Source organism: Enterobacteriaceae bacterium ESL0689, assembly GCA_029433525.1.
GTDB lineage: Bacteria > Pseudomonadota > Gammaproteobacteria > Enterobacterales > Enterobacteriaceae > JAQTIF01.
Genome location: JAQTIF010000001.1, coordinates 994,286 through 1,011,217, shown reverse-complemented (window position 1 = coordinate 1,011,217; position 16,932 = coordinate 994,286). Strand labels below are relative to the sequence as shown.

Here is a 16,932-nt window from a genome sequence, read left to right as displayed (position 1 = left end):
AACTACACCTTCAGCCTCTTGCGTAACGACAGGCGCGCGGCATTCACCAGCACCAGCGCGTACAGCAACATGATGGAACATTCGCGAAAATATTGCGGCCAGTCATTGCCACCGAGGAAAAGCGTTTTGATCAGCGACATAAAATGCGTTGCCGGCAGCACCTGACTGATAACCTGTATCGCCAGCGGAAGGTTGCGGGTATCGAATACAAAACCGGACAACATCATCGCCGGCATGAAACTGGCGAGCAGCGCCATCTGGCTGGCCTGGAACTGGCTCTGCGCCATGCCTGAAATCATCAGCCCCATCGCCAGCGAAACCAGCAGGTAGAGCAACGAGGCGCCGATAATGGCCAGCAACGAACCGCGCATAGGCACTTCAAACAAAAATCGGGCGGCCAGCAGGCAGATCAGCAAATCGATAAACCCGAGGATCATATATGGCGCCAGCTTTGCCAGCACCAGCTCCAGCGGCCGGACGGGCGTCACGAAAATTGCCTCCAGCGTACCGCGCTCTTTTTCACGGGCAATCAGCAACCCGGTCAGAAACGCCCCGATAAGCGTCAGGATCAGAACAATCAGCCCCGGAACCAGAAACCAGGTGCTGTTCCCCGATTCGTTAAACCACATACGCTGTTCAATAGTGACGCTCCCGGTACCGCTCGTGTCGCTGGCCGCTCTGTCCGCCTGGATCGCGGCATCCGAAGCCAGCGCCCCTGAAACATAGCCCTGTGTGGAAGAGGCCACGCTCGTGGAGGCACCGTTGAGGATCAGCTGTATTTTCGCCGTCCCCTGATTAACCTGCTGAGCATAATCCGGCGGAATACGCACGATGGCATCAGCCTCATCACGGCGCAGGGCCTGTCGGGCCGACGCCATGTCAGGATATCGCGTCGGCGTAAGATACCGGCTGCCCGCCAGCCCGGACAGCACATCATCAGCCTGCGGCGAATGCTGCTCCATCACCACGGCGACACGGGTGTTTGACAGATCAAATGACAGCCCGTAACCAAAGAGCAGGATCAACACCACCGGAAGCAACAGCCCCACGCCAAGATTACTCCTGTCCCGCAGCAGCTGACGGGTTTCCTTGCGGATCAGCGAGACAAGGCGCACCACAAAAGAGGACTGGCTCATGACTGCCCCCTGGTGCCTGCCGCCCGGGCCTGCTCAACGATGGCGATAAACGCACTGTTCATATCAGCAGCGTATTCCGTCCCGGCCTGCGCGCGCACATCACGAGGCGTGCCAAGCGCCAGCATCTTTCCCGCATCCTGAATGGCTATCCGGTCACAGTATTCCGCTTCTTCCATAAAATGCGTGGTGATGATAATGGTGATACCCTTGTTGGCCAGCTCGCCGATGGTGTACCAGAAGGCGCGTCTCGCCAGCGGATCAATACCACTGGTGGGTTCATCCAGAAACACAATCTCCGGCTCATGTAACAGCGCCGCCGCCATCGCCAGACGCTGTTTAAATCCACCGGGAAGCTCGTCGCTTTTTGCTCCCGCCGTCAGCTCAAACTGGTCAATCACCGTCCGGATCTGCGTTCTGAGTTTCTTTCCGTATAACCCATACGCCCCACCAAAAAAGGTCAGATTGTCCTCCACCGTGAGGTTACCGTAGAGGGCGAATTTCTGCGAAACGTAACCAATACGCGTCCGCGCCTGTGCCCTGGCCGTTCTGAGATTAAGACCAGCCACCTCAAGCTGGCCGCTGGTCGCAGGAAGCAATCCACACAGCATGCGAAAGGTGGTGGTTTTACCCGCCCCATTAGGTCCGAGCAGGCCGAAGATCTCACCACGCCTGACGTCAAATGAGGTACTGGCGACGGCCGTAAAATCGCCAAACTGCCTCACCAGGTCGCGTACCACTATCACGGGATCGCCCGTCACCGTATCATGCCGCTGAGCTGAAACCATATCCGTCCTGACCATCCCGGCAGCAGCGGAATGGTCGCGCTGCTGCGCCTGGTGCAGGGTTAACATAAAAGCATCTTCCAGATCCGGCTCGCGGGCCTGCATCCGGGTACCGTCCGGTAGATCGCCGGCGTCGATCGGCGTGACGTCGGGACGACAGATAAAACGCACCGTATCGCCTTTCGGTACTGCATCGGCAACCCGCTCCGTTTTTTCCAGCAGCGCAGCCTGCAAGGTTCGCGCCTTCATACCCGGCGGCGGAGCGACTTCCCAGGTCAGATTGCGCGCCTTTTCAGTCAGTTCGGCCGGAGCCCCCTGCGCCAGAATTTTTCCCTGATACATGATATTGACCTGAGAACAGCGTTCCGCCTCATCCATATAGGCGGTACTGATGATGACGCTGAGCGCCTCCTCCTTCACCAGCTGGTCGATAATTTGCCATAAATCCCGGCGGGAAAGCGGATCCACACCGACGCTGGGCTCATCAAGCAGCAGCAGATCCGGGGAACGCACCAGCGTGCAGGCCAGCCCCAGCTTTTGTTTCATCCCGCCGGACAATTTCCCGGCGGGGCGGGAGGAAAAACGGGCCAGATCGGTTATTGCCAGCAGGCGGGCAAAACGCTCCCGACGCGTCTCCTGTGGCACACCGTGCAAATCGGCATACAGTTCGAGATTTTCCTGAATGCTCAGATCCTCATACAGGCCAAACCGCTGCGGCATATAGCTGATCCGGTTCTGAACGGCCTGCGGATGAGCAATGACATCCGTCCCCAGTACGGTCAGCGTGCCCGATGTGGGCACATACAGCCCCGCGATTAGCCGCAAAAACGTGGTTTTCCCGGCGCCATCAGGTCCCACCAGTGCTGTCAGCTCACCGGCACGGATGCGCAGATTCAGACCGTCCACCGCCCTGACAGACGGTACTTTTTTACTGCTGCCGGCAAAGGTCATCAACAGCTCGCCGGCAACCACCGCATCCTCATAGCCCTGCATGACGGCTGGTCTCATTCTGCGTCGTGTCCGTCGCAATTTTGACGGTGGCGGGCTGGCCCATCCGCAGGGTGTTTTTCGGGTCATTCACCAGTACCCGTACCTCATAGACCAGCTTAGTGCGCAGATCTTCGGTCTGTACTGATTTTGGTGTGAACTCCGCCACGGAAGAGATATAGCCGATCTGACCAGTGACAGGCCTGTCCGGCCAGGTGTCGCTGAAGACCTGTGCTGTCATCCCGGTTCTGACCCGCCCCAGATCGCTTTCACTCAGCCAGACCCTGACCCACTTTGGATCATCCAGGGCCAGCGTGAAGGCAGGTTTCTGCGGACCGGCCATATCGCCAGGCTCCAGCAAACGGGCCCGCACAACGGCATCCACAGGCGCTTTCAGCGTGCCCTGGGAAATACGGTAGTGCAGTAAATCCAGATCCGCCCGTAGCGCGTCAGTCTGTGCAACAGCGGCCTGGCGCTGTTCACTGCGCACCCCTTTCAGCAGCAAATCAAGATTAGCCTGCCTTTCCCTGGCATTTGACGCCGCCACCCGCTGGTTGCTTCTGGCTGCGTCAGTCTCCTGTTTGCTGACACCTTTTCCCCCGGTACTGGCTGCAATATTCTGCAGTCGTTTTAAATCCTGCTCCGCCTTTGCCAGTTGCGCCCGGGCGGATGCCAGCTGTGCCCGCGCCTGGGCAATTTCTTCCGGACGGGAGCCGGCCTGTTGTTCCTGAACGGTCTGCTCCTGGGCAGCCAGTTTTGCCGCTGCTTGCCGCGCCTGAATCTCCAGCGATTCTATATCAAGGTTACCGAGAATCTGACCGGCATGCACCCGATCCCCTTCCTGGACATCCAGTTTCCTGATCCTGCCGGACTCTTCAAAAGCCAGTGACACCTGGCGGATATCCACATTCCCGTGCAGCGTCACTTCACCGACATTCCCTGATGAACTCCTGCTCAGCCAGAATGTTGCCGCCCCCCCCACTAAAACGATAATCACTACGGCGGCGATTAATGATTTTTTCATCGCAACATATCCCTTAAAGGTCATCAACAGTATCATTCAGTCAAAATGTAAATTACAATTTAATTTAAACTTAATCTAAAGAAGAAGAAAAGTGTATCCTTCAGGGATAATTTTTTACGGAGGCACAATGAACAGACCACGCCGCAAAGACGGGGAAGCAACACGTCAGAAAATTCTCGGGACTGCTGGCGAACTGATTGCCCGGAACGGCTATGCCGGAACCAGCAATAAGGCCATTGCACAAGCAGCAGGGGTTGATATGGCTGCCATTAATTATCATTTTGGCGGACGGGAGGGGCTTTATCTCTCCGTGCTTTCTGAAGCACACCGGCATTTTGTTGATGGTGCTGAACTACAGGCACTTGCGGAAAGTCAGCAGGCACCTGTCGACAAGTTCAGCGCTTTCATCGATATGCTGGTCATGAAACTGAAAGGCATGGCGGGATGGTACAGCCAGGTCTTTTTTCGGGAGCTGTTTTCACCTTCTGTCGAACTGAATGCGTTTGTTGAATTTGAAGGGTCGAAAAAAATCGCCTCAATCAGACAGATTATGAGTGAAGTGTCAGGTCTATCCGAAAATGATCCGCGACTGTTGCTCTGCACACTGAATGTGGTGGCTCCCTGCCTGATGCTCATCGTTTCAGCAGGAAGAGTACCGGGACCCGTCAGTACAATTTATGCTATGGAAAAAGAACGCCTGGCAGAACATTTTAAGCGTTTTGCGCTGGGTGGGCTGAATGCTGTCGTCGATGTTGATTTGCCTCGCACTACGGGGCTGAAGCAACCAGCAGACCGCGATTGATTTCAAAGGAGATGTCGTACATGAAACACAATGTTCGAATCGCTGCCCTGATCATGATCACCACCAGATCGCATGCACGGAAGAACCCCCATCCAGACTGTACTGTCGACTGCTACAGGAGACATGCCGACGAGAACACAGATGATTGTGCAATGTACAACCAATCCGGCTGAAATGAGCGGGACACCGAATTGCCTCAATGTCTCGAAGACAGACATACAATTGCGCTTGTTGCAACCCGGCTATCTCGATATGAAATCTCTGGAATTCTGAATTCATTGATCAGATTTATTAGTCTCATACACTCTTTAGGGAAAATGCCATATGTTCAATCTAAAAACCCTTGATTTTATCATATGGCAGGCAAATTATTTGATTTCAGGTAAATGCTCAAGATTTTTCATGCCGTAGAAAATTGTGTTTTGTAATCAAAAGATAATATAACTTTCTCTTCTGCGATTGTCTAAAGAGAATCAACTGGATAAATTTATTTCTACTCTTCTACCTTGGATCGAGGATAGCCTTGAGCAGCATCCCATTAAAATAAAAGATGTAGCAGAAAAATCGGGCTATAGTTAGCGGCATCTGCAACGTCTTTTTCGCAATGTAACTGGACTTAAGTTGGGAGGATACATCAAACAACGGTGTATTAGCAACACTGCAATAGCGCTCAAACTCACAAAGCAGCCTGTCTTTAATATTACAATGCGCTACGGTTTTGATTCACAAACGAGTTTAAACAGAAGTTTTAAATCTCATTTCGGGTTACCCCTGGGGCCGGGCGTTCAGAAAAAAATGGGATTTTACAATAATAACTCCACCAATTAATCTATCTGTTCCAGTACTATTAAAATATTTGATCACGGAAATACCATCACGTTGTGTCTATGTAAAAAATACACCCATTTTATCAATACAGAGCATCCTGACAATCAATTTATTATGGAGGAGGTAGCATTATCTACCCTGAGACGGCTTATTGCTAAAACCCCTTTAAAAACAAACAGGCTTTATATTCTGAAAATTATTTTCATATTAATTCAGGTGAAAGGCCTGGCCTCAGTTGTGAGTTTTTGATTCCTGAATACATTGACCAAAACAACATTAAAACTCATTCACTTCAGGAAAAAACATTAAAAACGGGAAAATACCTGACCTTTACCTGGTCGGAAAAAGTGGCTAACTTACATAACGAAATAAAATTTATTTACTATAATACATTACCTTCCCCTTCATGTATAAGGAGACCAGACAATGATATCATAATCATCTCGCCATTTAACAGTAGCGAAACTAGAAAAAAATATTCATGTTGTTAAGCAATATTTAATACCCATTTACTAAAGAGAGGCCTTCGTTAATACCAGTACACACGAAAGGTGGTCATACCTTACAGTAATTGTATATTTGTTCTGAGATATGGCCTGTACAGAATGGAATACAAACAATATGCTCCTGGACAGGTTGTCGAGGACACGTGGGAACAAGAGAAAATATTGCTCATTCGGATCAGGTTGTTAGTGCAAACGGCACTTTTTCCTGAAAGTACATGTACGGAAATGAACTGGTGATAACATGATAATTATCGCAATCTTGTTATTGCATAAAAATTTTCCAGCTACTGAATCGTAAGCGAAGAAAAAACCAGGGGATATAGGAAGAAACCTTTAATAAGAGCTATTAGTATGATTTAAAATGAATATTTAAGAGAAAACATCAATATAAAACCGGGTAACAAGAGGCCGTCACATCATATGAACAACTGTATTACCAACAACCTACGGATATCTGAGTTACATGCGGAAAATCAGCTCCATGTGTTTAAACGTATTCTTTCATCACTGATTTTCTTTTCAGTCTGTGATTTTTGTAATAAAATAAATAGGTTAACAATATGAAATCTGGCATAATCTTAGAGTAAACAGAAGGAGGACATGATGATCTATCTATGGACTTTTCTTACAATTAGTATATTGTCAGTGAGTGGCTACGTCTGGCAGGTCATGGGGGTTATCGCAGCTGCCAGCTCTTTTATTGGAATGGTCATTCTGGCAATATTAATATACTATACCACCTTATAGTTGACTGACGGAAATGAAATAATCACTGGTTTTTTCCTTTTCCTGTCACCAGCCTGTGGCTTGATTTTCCGGTTTATGGTGGGATATGGTAAACGGTAAAGTGAGTGCTGCAGCCTGGTAACGCATTCAGCCACTGCTTGTCTCCTTTATTATTTCAATATTCATTGAGTTAAGTGATGCTTCATCTGATTTTTACGGTTTGCATCCCCTTTGCTCCTCCCGGCAGGATTTAATGTTCATATTTGCGTTATTGAATAAATCATCTCTGGAGCAGTTTTCCCCGTTTAGATGGTTATCTGCCCGGAGCCTGTCATTACAGGTTCTGGGCAGAAACTTCAGTTAATGCGGTATTTCATTAACTTGTTTTACATCAGTTTTATTAATTTGTTGCTCCACACCATTAGCATCCTTATAACCCAGCAGACCAGTTTCTGTCTCTTTTGGCTTACCATCACTGACGATGGTTCGCCCGTCATTAGTATGTATCGCGTAGCTGGTACGAGTACAACCCGTTATCGCTGATAATACAATAACCACAGCTAACGGAAACAGAAATTTTTTATTCATAACTAATCCTTATTTAATTATCCAGCTCACTCATATTAGTAATCTGATCACGATTTATCTGCTCGGTTTTCCCTGTCTGGGCATCCTTGTAAGAAACGAGTCCTGTATCGTTATCAATACTTGGTTTTCCGTTGGTTACGATAGTACGCCCATCAGTAGTCTTTATAGCCTGATTAGAAGAACAGCCTGTTATGGCGAAAACAGTAAATGAAGCTAAAAGAACGGCCAGCGTTACTTTTTTCATAAAAACTCCTTGTACCAGTCTGCCATCATGCAGCATATTTAGTGTAGCTTGTTTTCTGGCCTTCAAAGACCTAAGTTAAAAAAAAAATTAATCTAATTCATTCAATCCGTCCGGACTTAATCAACAACGGAAATTATTTGAACTGGCCCCTATATTTCCAGACACCTTTTATCACTTAATCCATTATTGTTGACTGCCGACGAATCCCCAGACCAAGCAAAAAAGAACCAGGACGAGGACGATTCTACCTAAATAACTTCGCAAAATAATAGATCACTTTGAGGGAACTCAGCCCGGATTTTGCGATCTGATCAATCGCCAGACATCACAAATCACAAACCGGACTGAGCGATGCCGATCATAGCAGCTATTTCTCCTGAAGAACGACGTTTTATGCGTAAAGAAGCACAGCAGACTCGCGATAAAAACGATGCACGGCGGATAATCGCTATGCTTATGTTGCATCAGGGAATGACTGTTACCGATGTCGCCCGGCTGCTCTGTGCCGCCCGTTCATCTGTGGGCCGCTGGATAAACGGGTTCACGTTATAGGGTACTGAAGGCCTCAGAAGCCTCAGACCCGGACGAGAGCAGCACTGGCCTGTTACCGATATCTTACGGGTTCTGCCATTGCTGATTCAGCGTACCCCGAAAGATTATGGCTGGTTACGTTCACGGTGGAGTACAGAATTGCTGGCCCGTATCGTCAACTAGGTTTTTAATATAACGCTTCATCGTTCAACGCTGCACCGCTACCTGAAACAGGCGGGAATAGTCTGGAGAAGAGCAGCGCCCACGCTGAAAATCAGAGACCCGCATTATGATGAAAAACAGTCCGCTATAGAGCAGGCTCTGGCTCAGGATCAGGCAGAAAATCCGGTGTTTTATCAGGATGAAGTTGATATTGACCTGAACCCAAAAATCGGCGCTGACTGGATGCTCAGAGGACAACAGAAACGAGTTGCCACGCCGGGACAGAATCAGAAGCATTACCTGGCCGGGGCGCTGCATGCAGATACAGGAAAAGTTCATTACGTCAGTGGCAGCAATAAGAACTCTGATTTATTTATCCGTTTGCTGGAAACACTCCGCCGCACATACCGTCGGGCAAAGACCATCACGGTGATAGCAGATAACTACGTTATTCATAAAAGCCGGAAAGTGGAGCACTGGCTGGACGGGAATAAAAAATTCAGGGTGTTGTTCCTGCCGGTATATTCACCGTGGCTGAATCCAGTAGAACGGTTGTGGCTGTCCTTACATGAAACAGTCACACGGAATCATTCGTGCCGGTACATGTGGCAGCTACTGAAACAGGTGAAGCAGTTTATGAAAGTTGCCTCCCCATTTCCCGGTAACTGCCCGGGGCTGGCGAAAGTGGAGCGTTAATATGAGAAGTTATTTAGGCTTGATGCCGATACGATAAAAGAAGATAACAACTCGCTGATAAAGAAGGAAAATAACATTTCCCTTCTTTAAGAGCCTGGCCAGCCAGGCTTATTTACCTGTCATTATCAGGTGCTCAACAGCAGATAATTTGCCGATGCCCGAGCCTGTTTTTTTAATTCTGCCCATAATAGGCATCAGGCCCATGTTTCCGCATAAAATGCTTATTCATCAACCAATAATCAATTGGATTCAGCTGGGGGTTAATACCCTGGGCGATCCATGCCATCCTGGCGACCTCCTCCATCACGACCGCATTGTGTACCGCTTCATGCGCATCTTTTCCCCAGGCAAACGGGCCATGTTGATATACGATAACGCCCGGCGTATACATCGGGTTATTATCGCCGAGTGTTTCAATAATGACTTTTCCGGTATTGAGTTCATAAGCCGCCTGAACCTCCTGTTCACTCAATCCTCTGGTGCATGGAATATCGCCCAGAAAATAGTCGGCATGTGTCGTGCCCAGGGCAGGAATAGCAAGCCCGGCCTGCGCCCAGGCCGTCGCATGAGTCGAGTGAGTATGAACCACGCCCCCTAGCGCCGGATAGTGCTGATACAGCGCCAGGTGAGTCGCCGTGTCAGAAGAGGGGCGGTAGTGTCCTGCCACGACATGCCCTTCCAGATCCACCACCACCATGTCATCGACTTTCATCGTTTCATAAGCAACACCACTGGGCTTAATCACTACCAGCCCTTTCTCACGATCAATGGCGCTGACGTTACCCCAGGTGAAAGTCACCAGACCATGACGTGGTAAATCCATATTGGCGTCAAATACCTGCTGCTTTAATTTTTGCATGATTGCGCCTCCATCAGACCAGCACGAGACATGCACCCTTTCACCCAGTCTCGTGCTTTTGCCACCTCGGATATCGGATCTTCTGCCGTTTCACTCCACATTTCTATCAGGTATGGCCCACAATAACCGCTCTGTTTAAGCGTCGCAAAACAGCGTTCAAATTCGACAACCCCCTCGCCAAAGGGCACATTTTTAAAGACGCCAGGTCGGGTATCTTTCACATGTACCGCCACGATATGTCCAATGCCAGCCTGTAATTCCATCGGCACATCGTTATCCCATGCCGACAGATTACCGATATCGGGATATATCTGGAACCACGGGTTATTCAGATAATGGACATAACCCAGCGCTTTACTGATCGAGTTCATTAAAGGGTAATCCATGACTTCCATCGCTAATGTCACCTGAGCACGGCTCGCCAGCGCAACACTTTCCTGCAAACCCTGACGAAAACGACGCCGTGTCTCATTGTTGGCTTGCTGATAGTAAACATCATAGCCTGCAAGCTGAATCACCCGAATACCGGTATCCTGAGCAAACTGAATCGCCTTACGCATGATCGTGAGTCCCTGAGCACGCACCGCGTCATCTTCGCTGCCCAGCGGAAAGCGGCGATGGGCGCTCAGGCACATTGATGGAACACGAACATGGGTTTCAGCCACGGCATTGACCAGCGCCAGGCGTTGTTCACCGCTCCAGTCAAGTCGCGCCAGGCGTGCATCGGTTTCATCAATCGAAATTTCGACAAAGTCAAATTCCAGTGTTTTGGCCAGATTCAGCCGTGCCAGCCAGTCTTCCCCGGCTGGGAGTGCCTTTTCATAGATACCCAGCGGAACTGATTTTGACAACATACCCGCTCCTTATCCCCATAACCGGACAATAGCCTGTTTAAATTGACGCGCAGCGTCGACCGGAGATGCCGCATCACGGATACTACGTCCGGCAATAAATACATGGATCGGAATCCCCGCAAACAGCGGCAGGTCATCCAGCGCCAGTCCACCGGTGACAGTCACCTTAAAGCCCATATCCGCCAGGCGTTTAATCGCGTCGATATCCGCATCGCTCCATGCCACGCCAGCAGCTTGTGCGTCACGACTGCGGTGATAAACCACCTGCTGAATACCTGCATCATGCCACTGCCGGGCCTGTTCCCATGTCCAGTACCCTGTCAGCTCAATCTGCACATCGCCATTAAACTCTTTTGCAACGTCCAGCGCGCCTTTGGCAGTATTGATATCGGCACAACAAATGACAGTCACCCAGTCAGCATGAGCTTCGAAACACATCCGTGAGAGGATTTTTCCCGCATCGGCAATTTTGGCATCTGCCAGTACAATTTTGTCCGGATATAGTGCTTTTAAATCGCGAACGGCACGAACGCCTTCGCCAACACAAAGAATTGTGCCAACTTCAATAATATCGACTTCTTCCGCAATCAGGCGAGTTGTTCCGTAGGCATCAGCCAGCGTTTGGTTATCCAGTGCAACCTGCAACATAGGTAATGACATGTTTATCTTCCTTATTAAGCAACTGCCGCAGTGGCGTTATCAATTAAATCCAGCACTTCCTGCTCGCTACGGCAGGCACGTAAACGATCAAAGTTCGCTTCGTCTTCAAACAGGTTAACTATCTGCATAATGCCGACTTCCTGATGGGTCGTGGCATCCACGGCGGCCATAGTAATCAGGATATCCACGGGGTCATTATCCTCATGATGAAACACCAGGGGTTTTTGTAACGTAACCAGCGCAAAACCGGTTCTTTTGACGCCCTCTTCCGGGCGGCCATGGGGCATCGCCAGACCCGGTGCAATGACAAAATAGGGGCCATGCTGAGCAACACCATCCAGAATGGCCTGATAATAACGTGGCTCGACCACATCGGCGGCCACCAGCAGGTCAACACCAATTTTTACCGCTTCCTGCCAGCTATCTGCTGCCATCTGGAGACGGATGGAATTGTTCTGCACCAGTGAATCACGTAATTTCATGATGCGTCCTTATTTGATATCGTCGGGAAAGTGCTCTTTGATGATCGCCAGCAATTTGGGGCCAAAATCTGCGGGCGATAACATATTGCGCACACCAACGACATATTTATTACCGGATACACTAATCTCACCCGCAATATGGGTAGAAGCGATAATGATATCCGCACCGTTCAGTTCACTTTTGTATTCACCCACAGCACAACTGCTCACAGCGTGGTCAACATTTGACTGTGTTAAAAACTGATCCACTTTCATTTTCATGATCATGGAACTGCCTTGCCCATTGCCACAAACTGCCAGAATACGTACTGTCATAATCAAAACTCCTTATCAAGTTGTATTTCTGCATCCTCTTCGGCTCGTAACGTCCGGCCAGCAAAGAACATGTAGACCAGTGCGATAAGTAAAACGATCGCCATAAACGCCATGCCGACGCTGGCAAATCCCTGCATGATCGGCGGTGCCAGAATTGACCAGTCAGCCATTCCCATCCATGCACTCATATGGGTAAGTTTCACTGCCCACACGCAACCAAAGATTTCAATCATCCCCATCATCAGACAGATTTTGAGCGCTGCCCGCCAGCCGCCAAAGTGATTGGCAAAGACGCCGATTGTCGCGTTTGAGAAAAACATCGGGATGAACCCTGGAATGATGAGGATGGCAGAACCACAGCCCACCAGAATGGCAACAGCAATGAGCTGACCTATCGTGCCCCAGATAAAGCCCCACACGACCGCGTTCGGAGCAAAGCTATAAATTGCGGCGCAATCAATCGCCAGTACAGCCCCGGGAATTAAGCGTTGAGAAATACCATTAAACGCTTCAGAGAGTTCAGCAACGAACATCCGCACCCCCTGGGTAATAATAAAAATGGCGACCGCAAATGAGAAACCGGTCTGCAGGATATAGATAGCCCAGTTTGTTTCTCCGGCCATCTGCTGCACAACGTCAATGCCAAAAGAGAGTAAAATCGCGCCAAAAAAGACCGTCATCACAATGGCGGTGGAGACGATATTGTCATGAAAAATATTCAACCAGCCAGGCAAATTGAGATCTTCAACACTCTCCTCTTTTTTCCCCAGATATGGGGCTATCTTATAGGCGATCCAGGAGGCAAATTGCTGCTGGTGACCGATGGAAAAACCACAACCATCAGTCACCATCTGCGTGGGTTTGTACATCATATTGGAGGTAATGCCCCAGTAGAGAGAAACCAGGATGGCGGTACTGATAACCGTAGTCCACATCGGGTACTGATAAATATAAAAGAAGACGGCAATTAACCCTGCCTGCTGGAACATGATATGCCCGGTCAACATGATCGTGCGAATACCTGTAATACGCCGCAACAGGACATAACAGATATTTAACGTCAGTGCTAACAGCACCGCATAACCGACCCAGCTATAGGCCTCGCCCATCCGTTCAATGGTGGCCATCATCGAAGCATAGGTATCGGAAATGGCGCCATTGATACCATAAACTTCGGACATCTTCGCGACCACAGGCTTAAACGTGCCGACCAGAATGCCAGAACCGGCCTGTAGTAACATAAAACCAATGATGGTTTTGATCGTGCCTTTAATGATCACGCTGACACTTTTACGCAACAGGATATAACCCAGACAGGTCACAATACCCAGTAACAACGGTGCATTGGTCATCACCTGTTTAAAGAATACCGTAAAAATATGGTAGAGAATCTCCATAACACGCCCCCGAAAGTGAAGATATGAGGAACAACCTCATGTCATTGCTGCCACTCTATTAATCAAAATCAATCACAACAAGATTAATTTTGATTATTTGTGATACGCCACGCAATTTATTTATCTGTACGCTGCAACGTCCGCTACCCCACGAGTAAAAATTAAAAATATCACTTTAAATTCAATTTATTATATAAAAATGAACATAAATAAAATATTCATTTCATCGATGCGCCATCAGGATTCACGCTTATCAAAATGACAAAAACAGACTTGCATGGCGATGATGTCAGTGACAATATAAATCAAATTATGATTATTTTTGATTATTAACAAGGAGTATCAAAATGAGTAAAGTGAGTTCTATTACCCGTGAATCATGGATCCTGAATACTTTTCCGGAGTGGGGAAGCTGGCTGAATGAAGAGATTGAGCAAGAGGTGGTCGCACCAGGCACGTTTGCTATGTGGTGGCTAGGCTGTACCGGGATCTGGTTAAAGTCAGAAGGAGGAGCCAATCTGTGTGTCGATTTCTGGTGCGGGACAGGTAAACAGAGTCACCGTAATCCCCTCATGAAAACAGGTCATCAGATGCAGCGTATGGCAGGCGTAAAAAAATTACAACCTAACCTGCGCACCACCCCCTTCGTCCTCGACCCCTTCGCTATTCGCCAGCTTGATGCGGTACTGGCAACACATGATCATAATGATCATATTGATGTCAATGTTGCCGCCGCCGTATTACAAAACTGTGCAGATGATGTGCCGTTTATCGGCCCACAAACCTGTGTTGACATGTGGGTAGGCTGGGGGGTGCCGCCAGAGCGCTGTAAAGTGGTCAAACCGGGTGATGTTATTAAAATAAAAGACGTTGAAATTCATGTCCTTGATGCCTTTGATCGCACCGTATTAATCACTTTGCCAGAGGAACAAAAAGCAGCCGGTGTTCTGCCTGACGGTATGGATTCACGCGCGGTTAATTATTTGTTCAAAACACCTGCTGGTACGCTTTATCATAGTGGTGACTCTCATTACTCGAACTACTACGCCAGTCATGGCAACCGCTACCAGATTGACGTCGCGCTGGGGTCTTATGGCGAAAACCCGCGTGGTATCACTGACAAAATGACCAGTGCAGATATTCTGCGTATGGCCGAATCACTGAATGCCAAAGTGGTCATTCCGTTCCATCATGATATCTGGTCAAACTTTCAGGCCGATCCCCAGGAGATCCGGTTACTATGGGAAATGAAAAAAGATCGTCTGAAGTATGGCTTTAAGCCTTTCATCTGGCAGGTTGGTGGCAAATTCACCTGGCCTTTAGATAAAGACAACCTTGAGTACCACTATCCGCGTGGATTCGACGACTGTTTCACGATAGAACCCGATTTACCCTTCAAATCTTTCCTGTAAAAAATTTCCGGCGACTGACATCTTGTCTTGCCGCCGGAAGCTATCCCTGTTGCTATTTTCATATTATTTCAAATATCATCATTGCTTATCATTTTTAAGCGAGTTTGCTCATGGCTGAAGCACAAAGACATCAAATTTTACTCGACTGGCTGGCGCAAACAGGATTTGTCACCGTCGAGCAGATTATTTCGCGACTGGGTGTCTCTCCGGCAACCGCCCGGCGTGATATCAATAAACTTGACGAAAACGGCAAGCTGAAAAAAGTACGCAATGGCGCTGAAGCAGTCAATGAGCAACGCCCGCGCTGGTCACCGATGAATATTCACCAGGCACAAAACCATGATGAGAAAATACGCATTGCCCATGCGGCTTCGCAACTGGTAAGCCCTGGCGAAAGTATTGTGATCAATTGTGGATCGACCGCGTTTCTGCTAGGGCAAGAGTTATGTGGAAAAGCCGTCCAAATCATTACCAATTACCTGCCACTGGCGAATTATTTGATCGATCAGGAACACGACAGCGTCATCATCATGGGGGGACAATATAATCGTAGCCATGCGATTACCCTGAGTCCACAGGGCAGTGAGAACAGCCTGTATGCCGGGCACTGGATGTTTACCAGTGGTAAGGGGCTCACGGCAGAAGGACTCTATAAAACAGATATGCTTACCGCGATGGCTGAACAAAAGATGCTGAATGTTGTCGGTAAACTGGTTGTGCTGGTTGATAGCAGCAAAGTCGGCGAGCGTGCTGGTATGCTCTTCAGCCAAGCCAGCCAGATTGACCTGGTTATTACTGGTAAGAAAGCGGATGAGCAGATCCTCAGACAACTTGAAGCCCAGGGTGTACAAGTGATTGGCGTCTAAAGTGTTTTTTGCAGAAAAGCCACCGTTGCGGCCAGCGCCTCCGGGGTGATACGGTGACGAACGCCCTTCTGATAAATACAACTCAGCAAAGAGGCCAGACCGTTCTCTTTTAGTGCCGATTCGAGCCGCTGTGTCTGTGTCACTGGCACCACATCATCCTGATCACCATGCCACAGCAAGAGAGGCCGGCTAGCCAGTGCCTCAAGCCGATGGCTGATCTCCCATTGCGCCAGTTGTTCAGTATTGGTGAAATGTGAAGGGTATAACGTTTGTGAAAGATCAGTAAAATAACCGGACCCCATCAGCGATACTGCACTTTTCAAATCCGGATGATGGGCCATGATCCCCAGTGCCGTCATGCCGCCCATAGATGCGCCTGCCACCGCCAGCCGATTATCCTGTAGCCATCCTTGTGCGATAATCGCTTTACGCAACGCGGGAAACTCAGCCATGTTTTGTAGTAAAATCGGCCAGAAACGCTGCATTCTCAGGTTCTCATCACCATCAAAACGGCTGCCATGATCGACAGCATCAGGCATAATCACCCGTAATCCTGCTTGTGCCAGTGCGACAGCAAAATAGCTATACACCAGCTTTGACGATGTAAAACCATGATAAAAAACGACGCATGGCAGCGGATTATCCATCGCCTGTTGAGGGCAGGCATGTAACACTTCACTTCCCGCGAGCTGGCATGTCTCAACGGTAATCATTTCTTATCTCCTTTTATTCACCCCTGTTATTCCGTGATATTAAGGCAATCAGAGCAGCATGTCACAACGCGATCGGTAAAGCGACGGTCTGATGGTGAATCGGGAGACAAGAAAACAGAGAAACCATTATCGGCAATATTGAGAGCTGTATTACATTTTCATCTTATTTTTGGATAAAAAACGCGCTAAAGATAACATTTTAGAAACATTCTGGAGAAATATTATTCTGTCTATGGCTACACTGTGGTTATCAGGAGACAGGACAAATTAAGGCGCAGGTGGCCTTGTGACTCTGTAAATCATTCTGTGTAACTGCCACCGTATTACCGTATTAAAGGTGCCCGCTCAGGCGATCACCAAAC

16 protein-coding genes and 2 pseudogenes are annotated in these 16,932 nt (G+C 48.7%); 6 read left to right on the top strand and 12 right to left on the bottom strand.

All coding sequences use genetic code 11. The features are described from left to right. Positions 1-2: 2 nt before the first annotated feature. Genes PT300_05050 through PT300_05040 form a run of 3 tightly spaced genes read right to left on the bottom strand, consistent with a single transcriptional unit; the run spans position 3 to position 3,929 of the window. Positions 3-1,136: an ABC transporter permease gene (locus tag PT300_05050; GenBank protein MDF7680011.1), complete on the bottom strand. Its 1,134-nt coding sequence runs from the start codon at positions 1,134-1,136 to the stop codon at positions 3-5. Further along, a complete protein-coding gene (locus PT300_05045) occupies positions 1,133-2,926 on the bottom strand; it encodes an ATP-binding cassette domain-containing protein (GenBank protein ID MDF7680010.1) in 1,794 nt (597 codons plus the stop codon). The genes PT300_05050 and PT300_05045 overlap by 4 nt, the downstream gene beginning before the upstream one ends. Continuing rightward, the gene (locus PT300_05040; protein ID MDF7680009.1) at positions 2,898-3,929 is read right to left on the bottom strand and encodes an HlyD family efflux transporter periplasmic adaptor subunit; all 1,032 of its coding nucleotides are present in this window, start codon (positions 3,927-3,929) and stop codon (positions 2,898-2,900) included. Before PT300_05040 ends, PT300_05045 begins: the two co-directional genes overlap by 29 nt. A gap of 127 nt (positions 3,930-4,056) precedes the next feature. On the opposite strand from PT300_05040, the gene PT300_05035 reads away from it, so the two are divergent. The 3 genes and pseudogenes from PT300_05035 (at position 4,057) to PT300_05025 (ending at position 6,911) form a co-directional block, all read left to right on the top strand. Next, positions 4,057-4,731, top strand: a complete 675-nt coding sequence (locus PT300_05035) for a TetR/AcrR family transcriptional regulator (GenBank protein MDF7680008.1) — start codon at positions 4,057-4,059, stop codon at positions 4,729-4,731. A 123-nt stretch (positions 4,732-4,854) separates the two neighbouring features. Continuing rightward, entirely contained in the window at positions 4,855-5,004 is a 150-nt protein-coding gene (locus tag PT300_05030) for a hypothetical protein (GenBank protein ID MDF7680007.1), read from the top strand. 1,664 nt (positions 5,005-6,668) lie between these two features. Continuing rightward, positions 6,669-6,911 (top strand): annotated as a pseudogene (locus PT300_05025) (YfdY family protein). A gap of 240 nt (positions 6,912-7,151) precedes the next feature. Here the strand turns inward: PT300_05025 and PT300_05020 are convergent. Both PT300_05020 and PT300_05015 read right to left on the bottom strand, forming a co-directional pair. Continuing rightward, on the bottom strand, positions 7,152-7,379 hold the full coding sequence (locus PT300_05020; GenBank protein ID MDF7680006.1) for a YgdI/YgdR family lipoprotein: 228 nt from the start codon (positions 7,377-7,379) through the stop codon (positions 7,152-7,154). 13 nt (positions 7,380-7,392) lie between these two features. Then, the gene (locus PT300_05015) at positions 7,393-7,623 is read right to left on the bottom strand and encodes a YgdI/YgdR family lipoprotein (GenBank protein MDF7680005.1); all 231 of its coding nucleotides are present in this window, start codon (positions 7,621-7,623) and stop codon (positions 7,393-7,395) included. A gap of 351 nt (positions 7,624-7,974) precedes the next feature. On the opposite strand from PT300_05015, the pseudogene PT300_05010 reads away from it, so the two are divergent. After that, positions 7,975-9,012, top strand: a pseudogene (locus PT300_05010) (IS630 family transposase). 172 nt (positions 9,013-9,184) lie between these two features. Here PT300_05010 and PT300_05005 read toward each other — a convergent pair. The 6 genes from PT300_05005 to ulaA are packed head-to-tail and all read right to left on the bottom strand — an operon-like array spanning position 9,185 to position 13,579. Further along, complete coding sequence (locus PT300_05005) at positions 9,185-9,871, bottom strand: L-ribulose-5-phosphate 4-epimerase (protein ID MDF7680004.1); 687 nt, start codon at positions 9,869-9,871, stop codon at positions 9,185-9,187. Further along, complete coding sequence (locus PT300_05000) at positions 9,859-10,725, bottom strand: L-ribulose-5-phosphate 3-epimerase (GenBank protein MDF7680003.1); 867 nt, start codon at positions 10,723-10,725, stop codon at positions 9,859-9,861. The genes PT300_05005 and PT300_05000 overlap by 13 nt, the downstream gene beginning before the upstream one ends. A 9-nt stretch (positions 10,726-10,734) precedes the next feature. Then, positions 10,735-11,385, bottom strand: a complete 651-nt coding sequence (locus tag PT300_04995; protein MDF7680002.1) for a 3-keto-L-gulonate-6-phosphate decarboxylase UlaD — start codon at positions 11,383-11,385, stop codon at positions 10,735-10,737. Between the two features lie 14 nt (positions 11,386-11,399). After that, positions 11,400-11,867: a PTS ascorbate transporter subunit IIA gene (gene ulaC / locus PT300_04990; protein MDF7680001.1), complete on the bottom strand. Its 468-nt coding sequence runs from the start codon at positions 11,865-11,867 to the stop codon at positions 11,400-11,402. A 9-nt stretch (positions 11,868-11,876) separates the two neighbouring features. Beyond that, positions 11,877-12,182: a PTS ascorbate transporter subunit IIB gene (gene ulaB, locus PT300_04985; GenBank protein MDF7680000.1), complete on the bottom strand. Its 306-nt coding sequence runs from the start codon at positions 12,180-12,182 to the stop codon at positions 11,877-11,879. 2 nt (positions 12,183-12,184) lie between these two features. Further along, the gene (gene ulaA, locus PT300_04980; GenBank protein ID MDF7679999.1) at positions 12,185-13,579 is read right to left on the bottom strand and encodes a PTS ascorbate transporter subunit IIC; all 1,395 of its coding nucleotides are present in this window, start codon (positions 13,577-13,579) and stop codon (positions 12,185-12,187) included. A 347-nt stretch (positions 13,580-13,926) separates the two neighbouring features. On the opposite strand from ulaA, the gene ulaG reads away from it, so the two are divergent. Both ulaG and ulaR read left to right on the top strand, forming a co-directional pair. Then, a complete protein-coding gene (gene ulaG, locus PT300_04975) occupies positions 13,927-14,991 on the top strand; it encodes an L-ascorbate 6-phosphate lactonase (protein ID MDF7679998.1) in 1,065 nt (354 codons plus the stop codon). Between the two features lie 110 nt (positions 14,992-15,101). After that, positions 15,102-15,857, top strand: a complete 756-nt coding sequence (ulaR, locus tag PT300_04970; GenBank protein MDF7679997.1) for an HTH-type transcriptional regulator UlaR — start codon at positions 15,102-15,104, stop codon at positions 15,855-15,857. Here ulaR and yjfP read toward each other — a convergent pair. Continuing rightward, entirely contained in the window at positions 15,854-16,570 is a 717-nt protein-coding gene (gene yjfP, locus PT300_04965; GenBank protein ID MDF7679996.1) for an esterase, read from the bottom strand. The genes ulaR and yjfP overlap by 4 nt on opposite strands. Positions 16,571-16,932 lie beyond the last annotated feature (362 nt).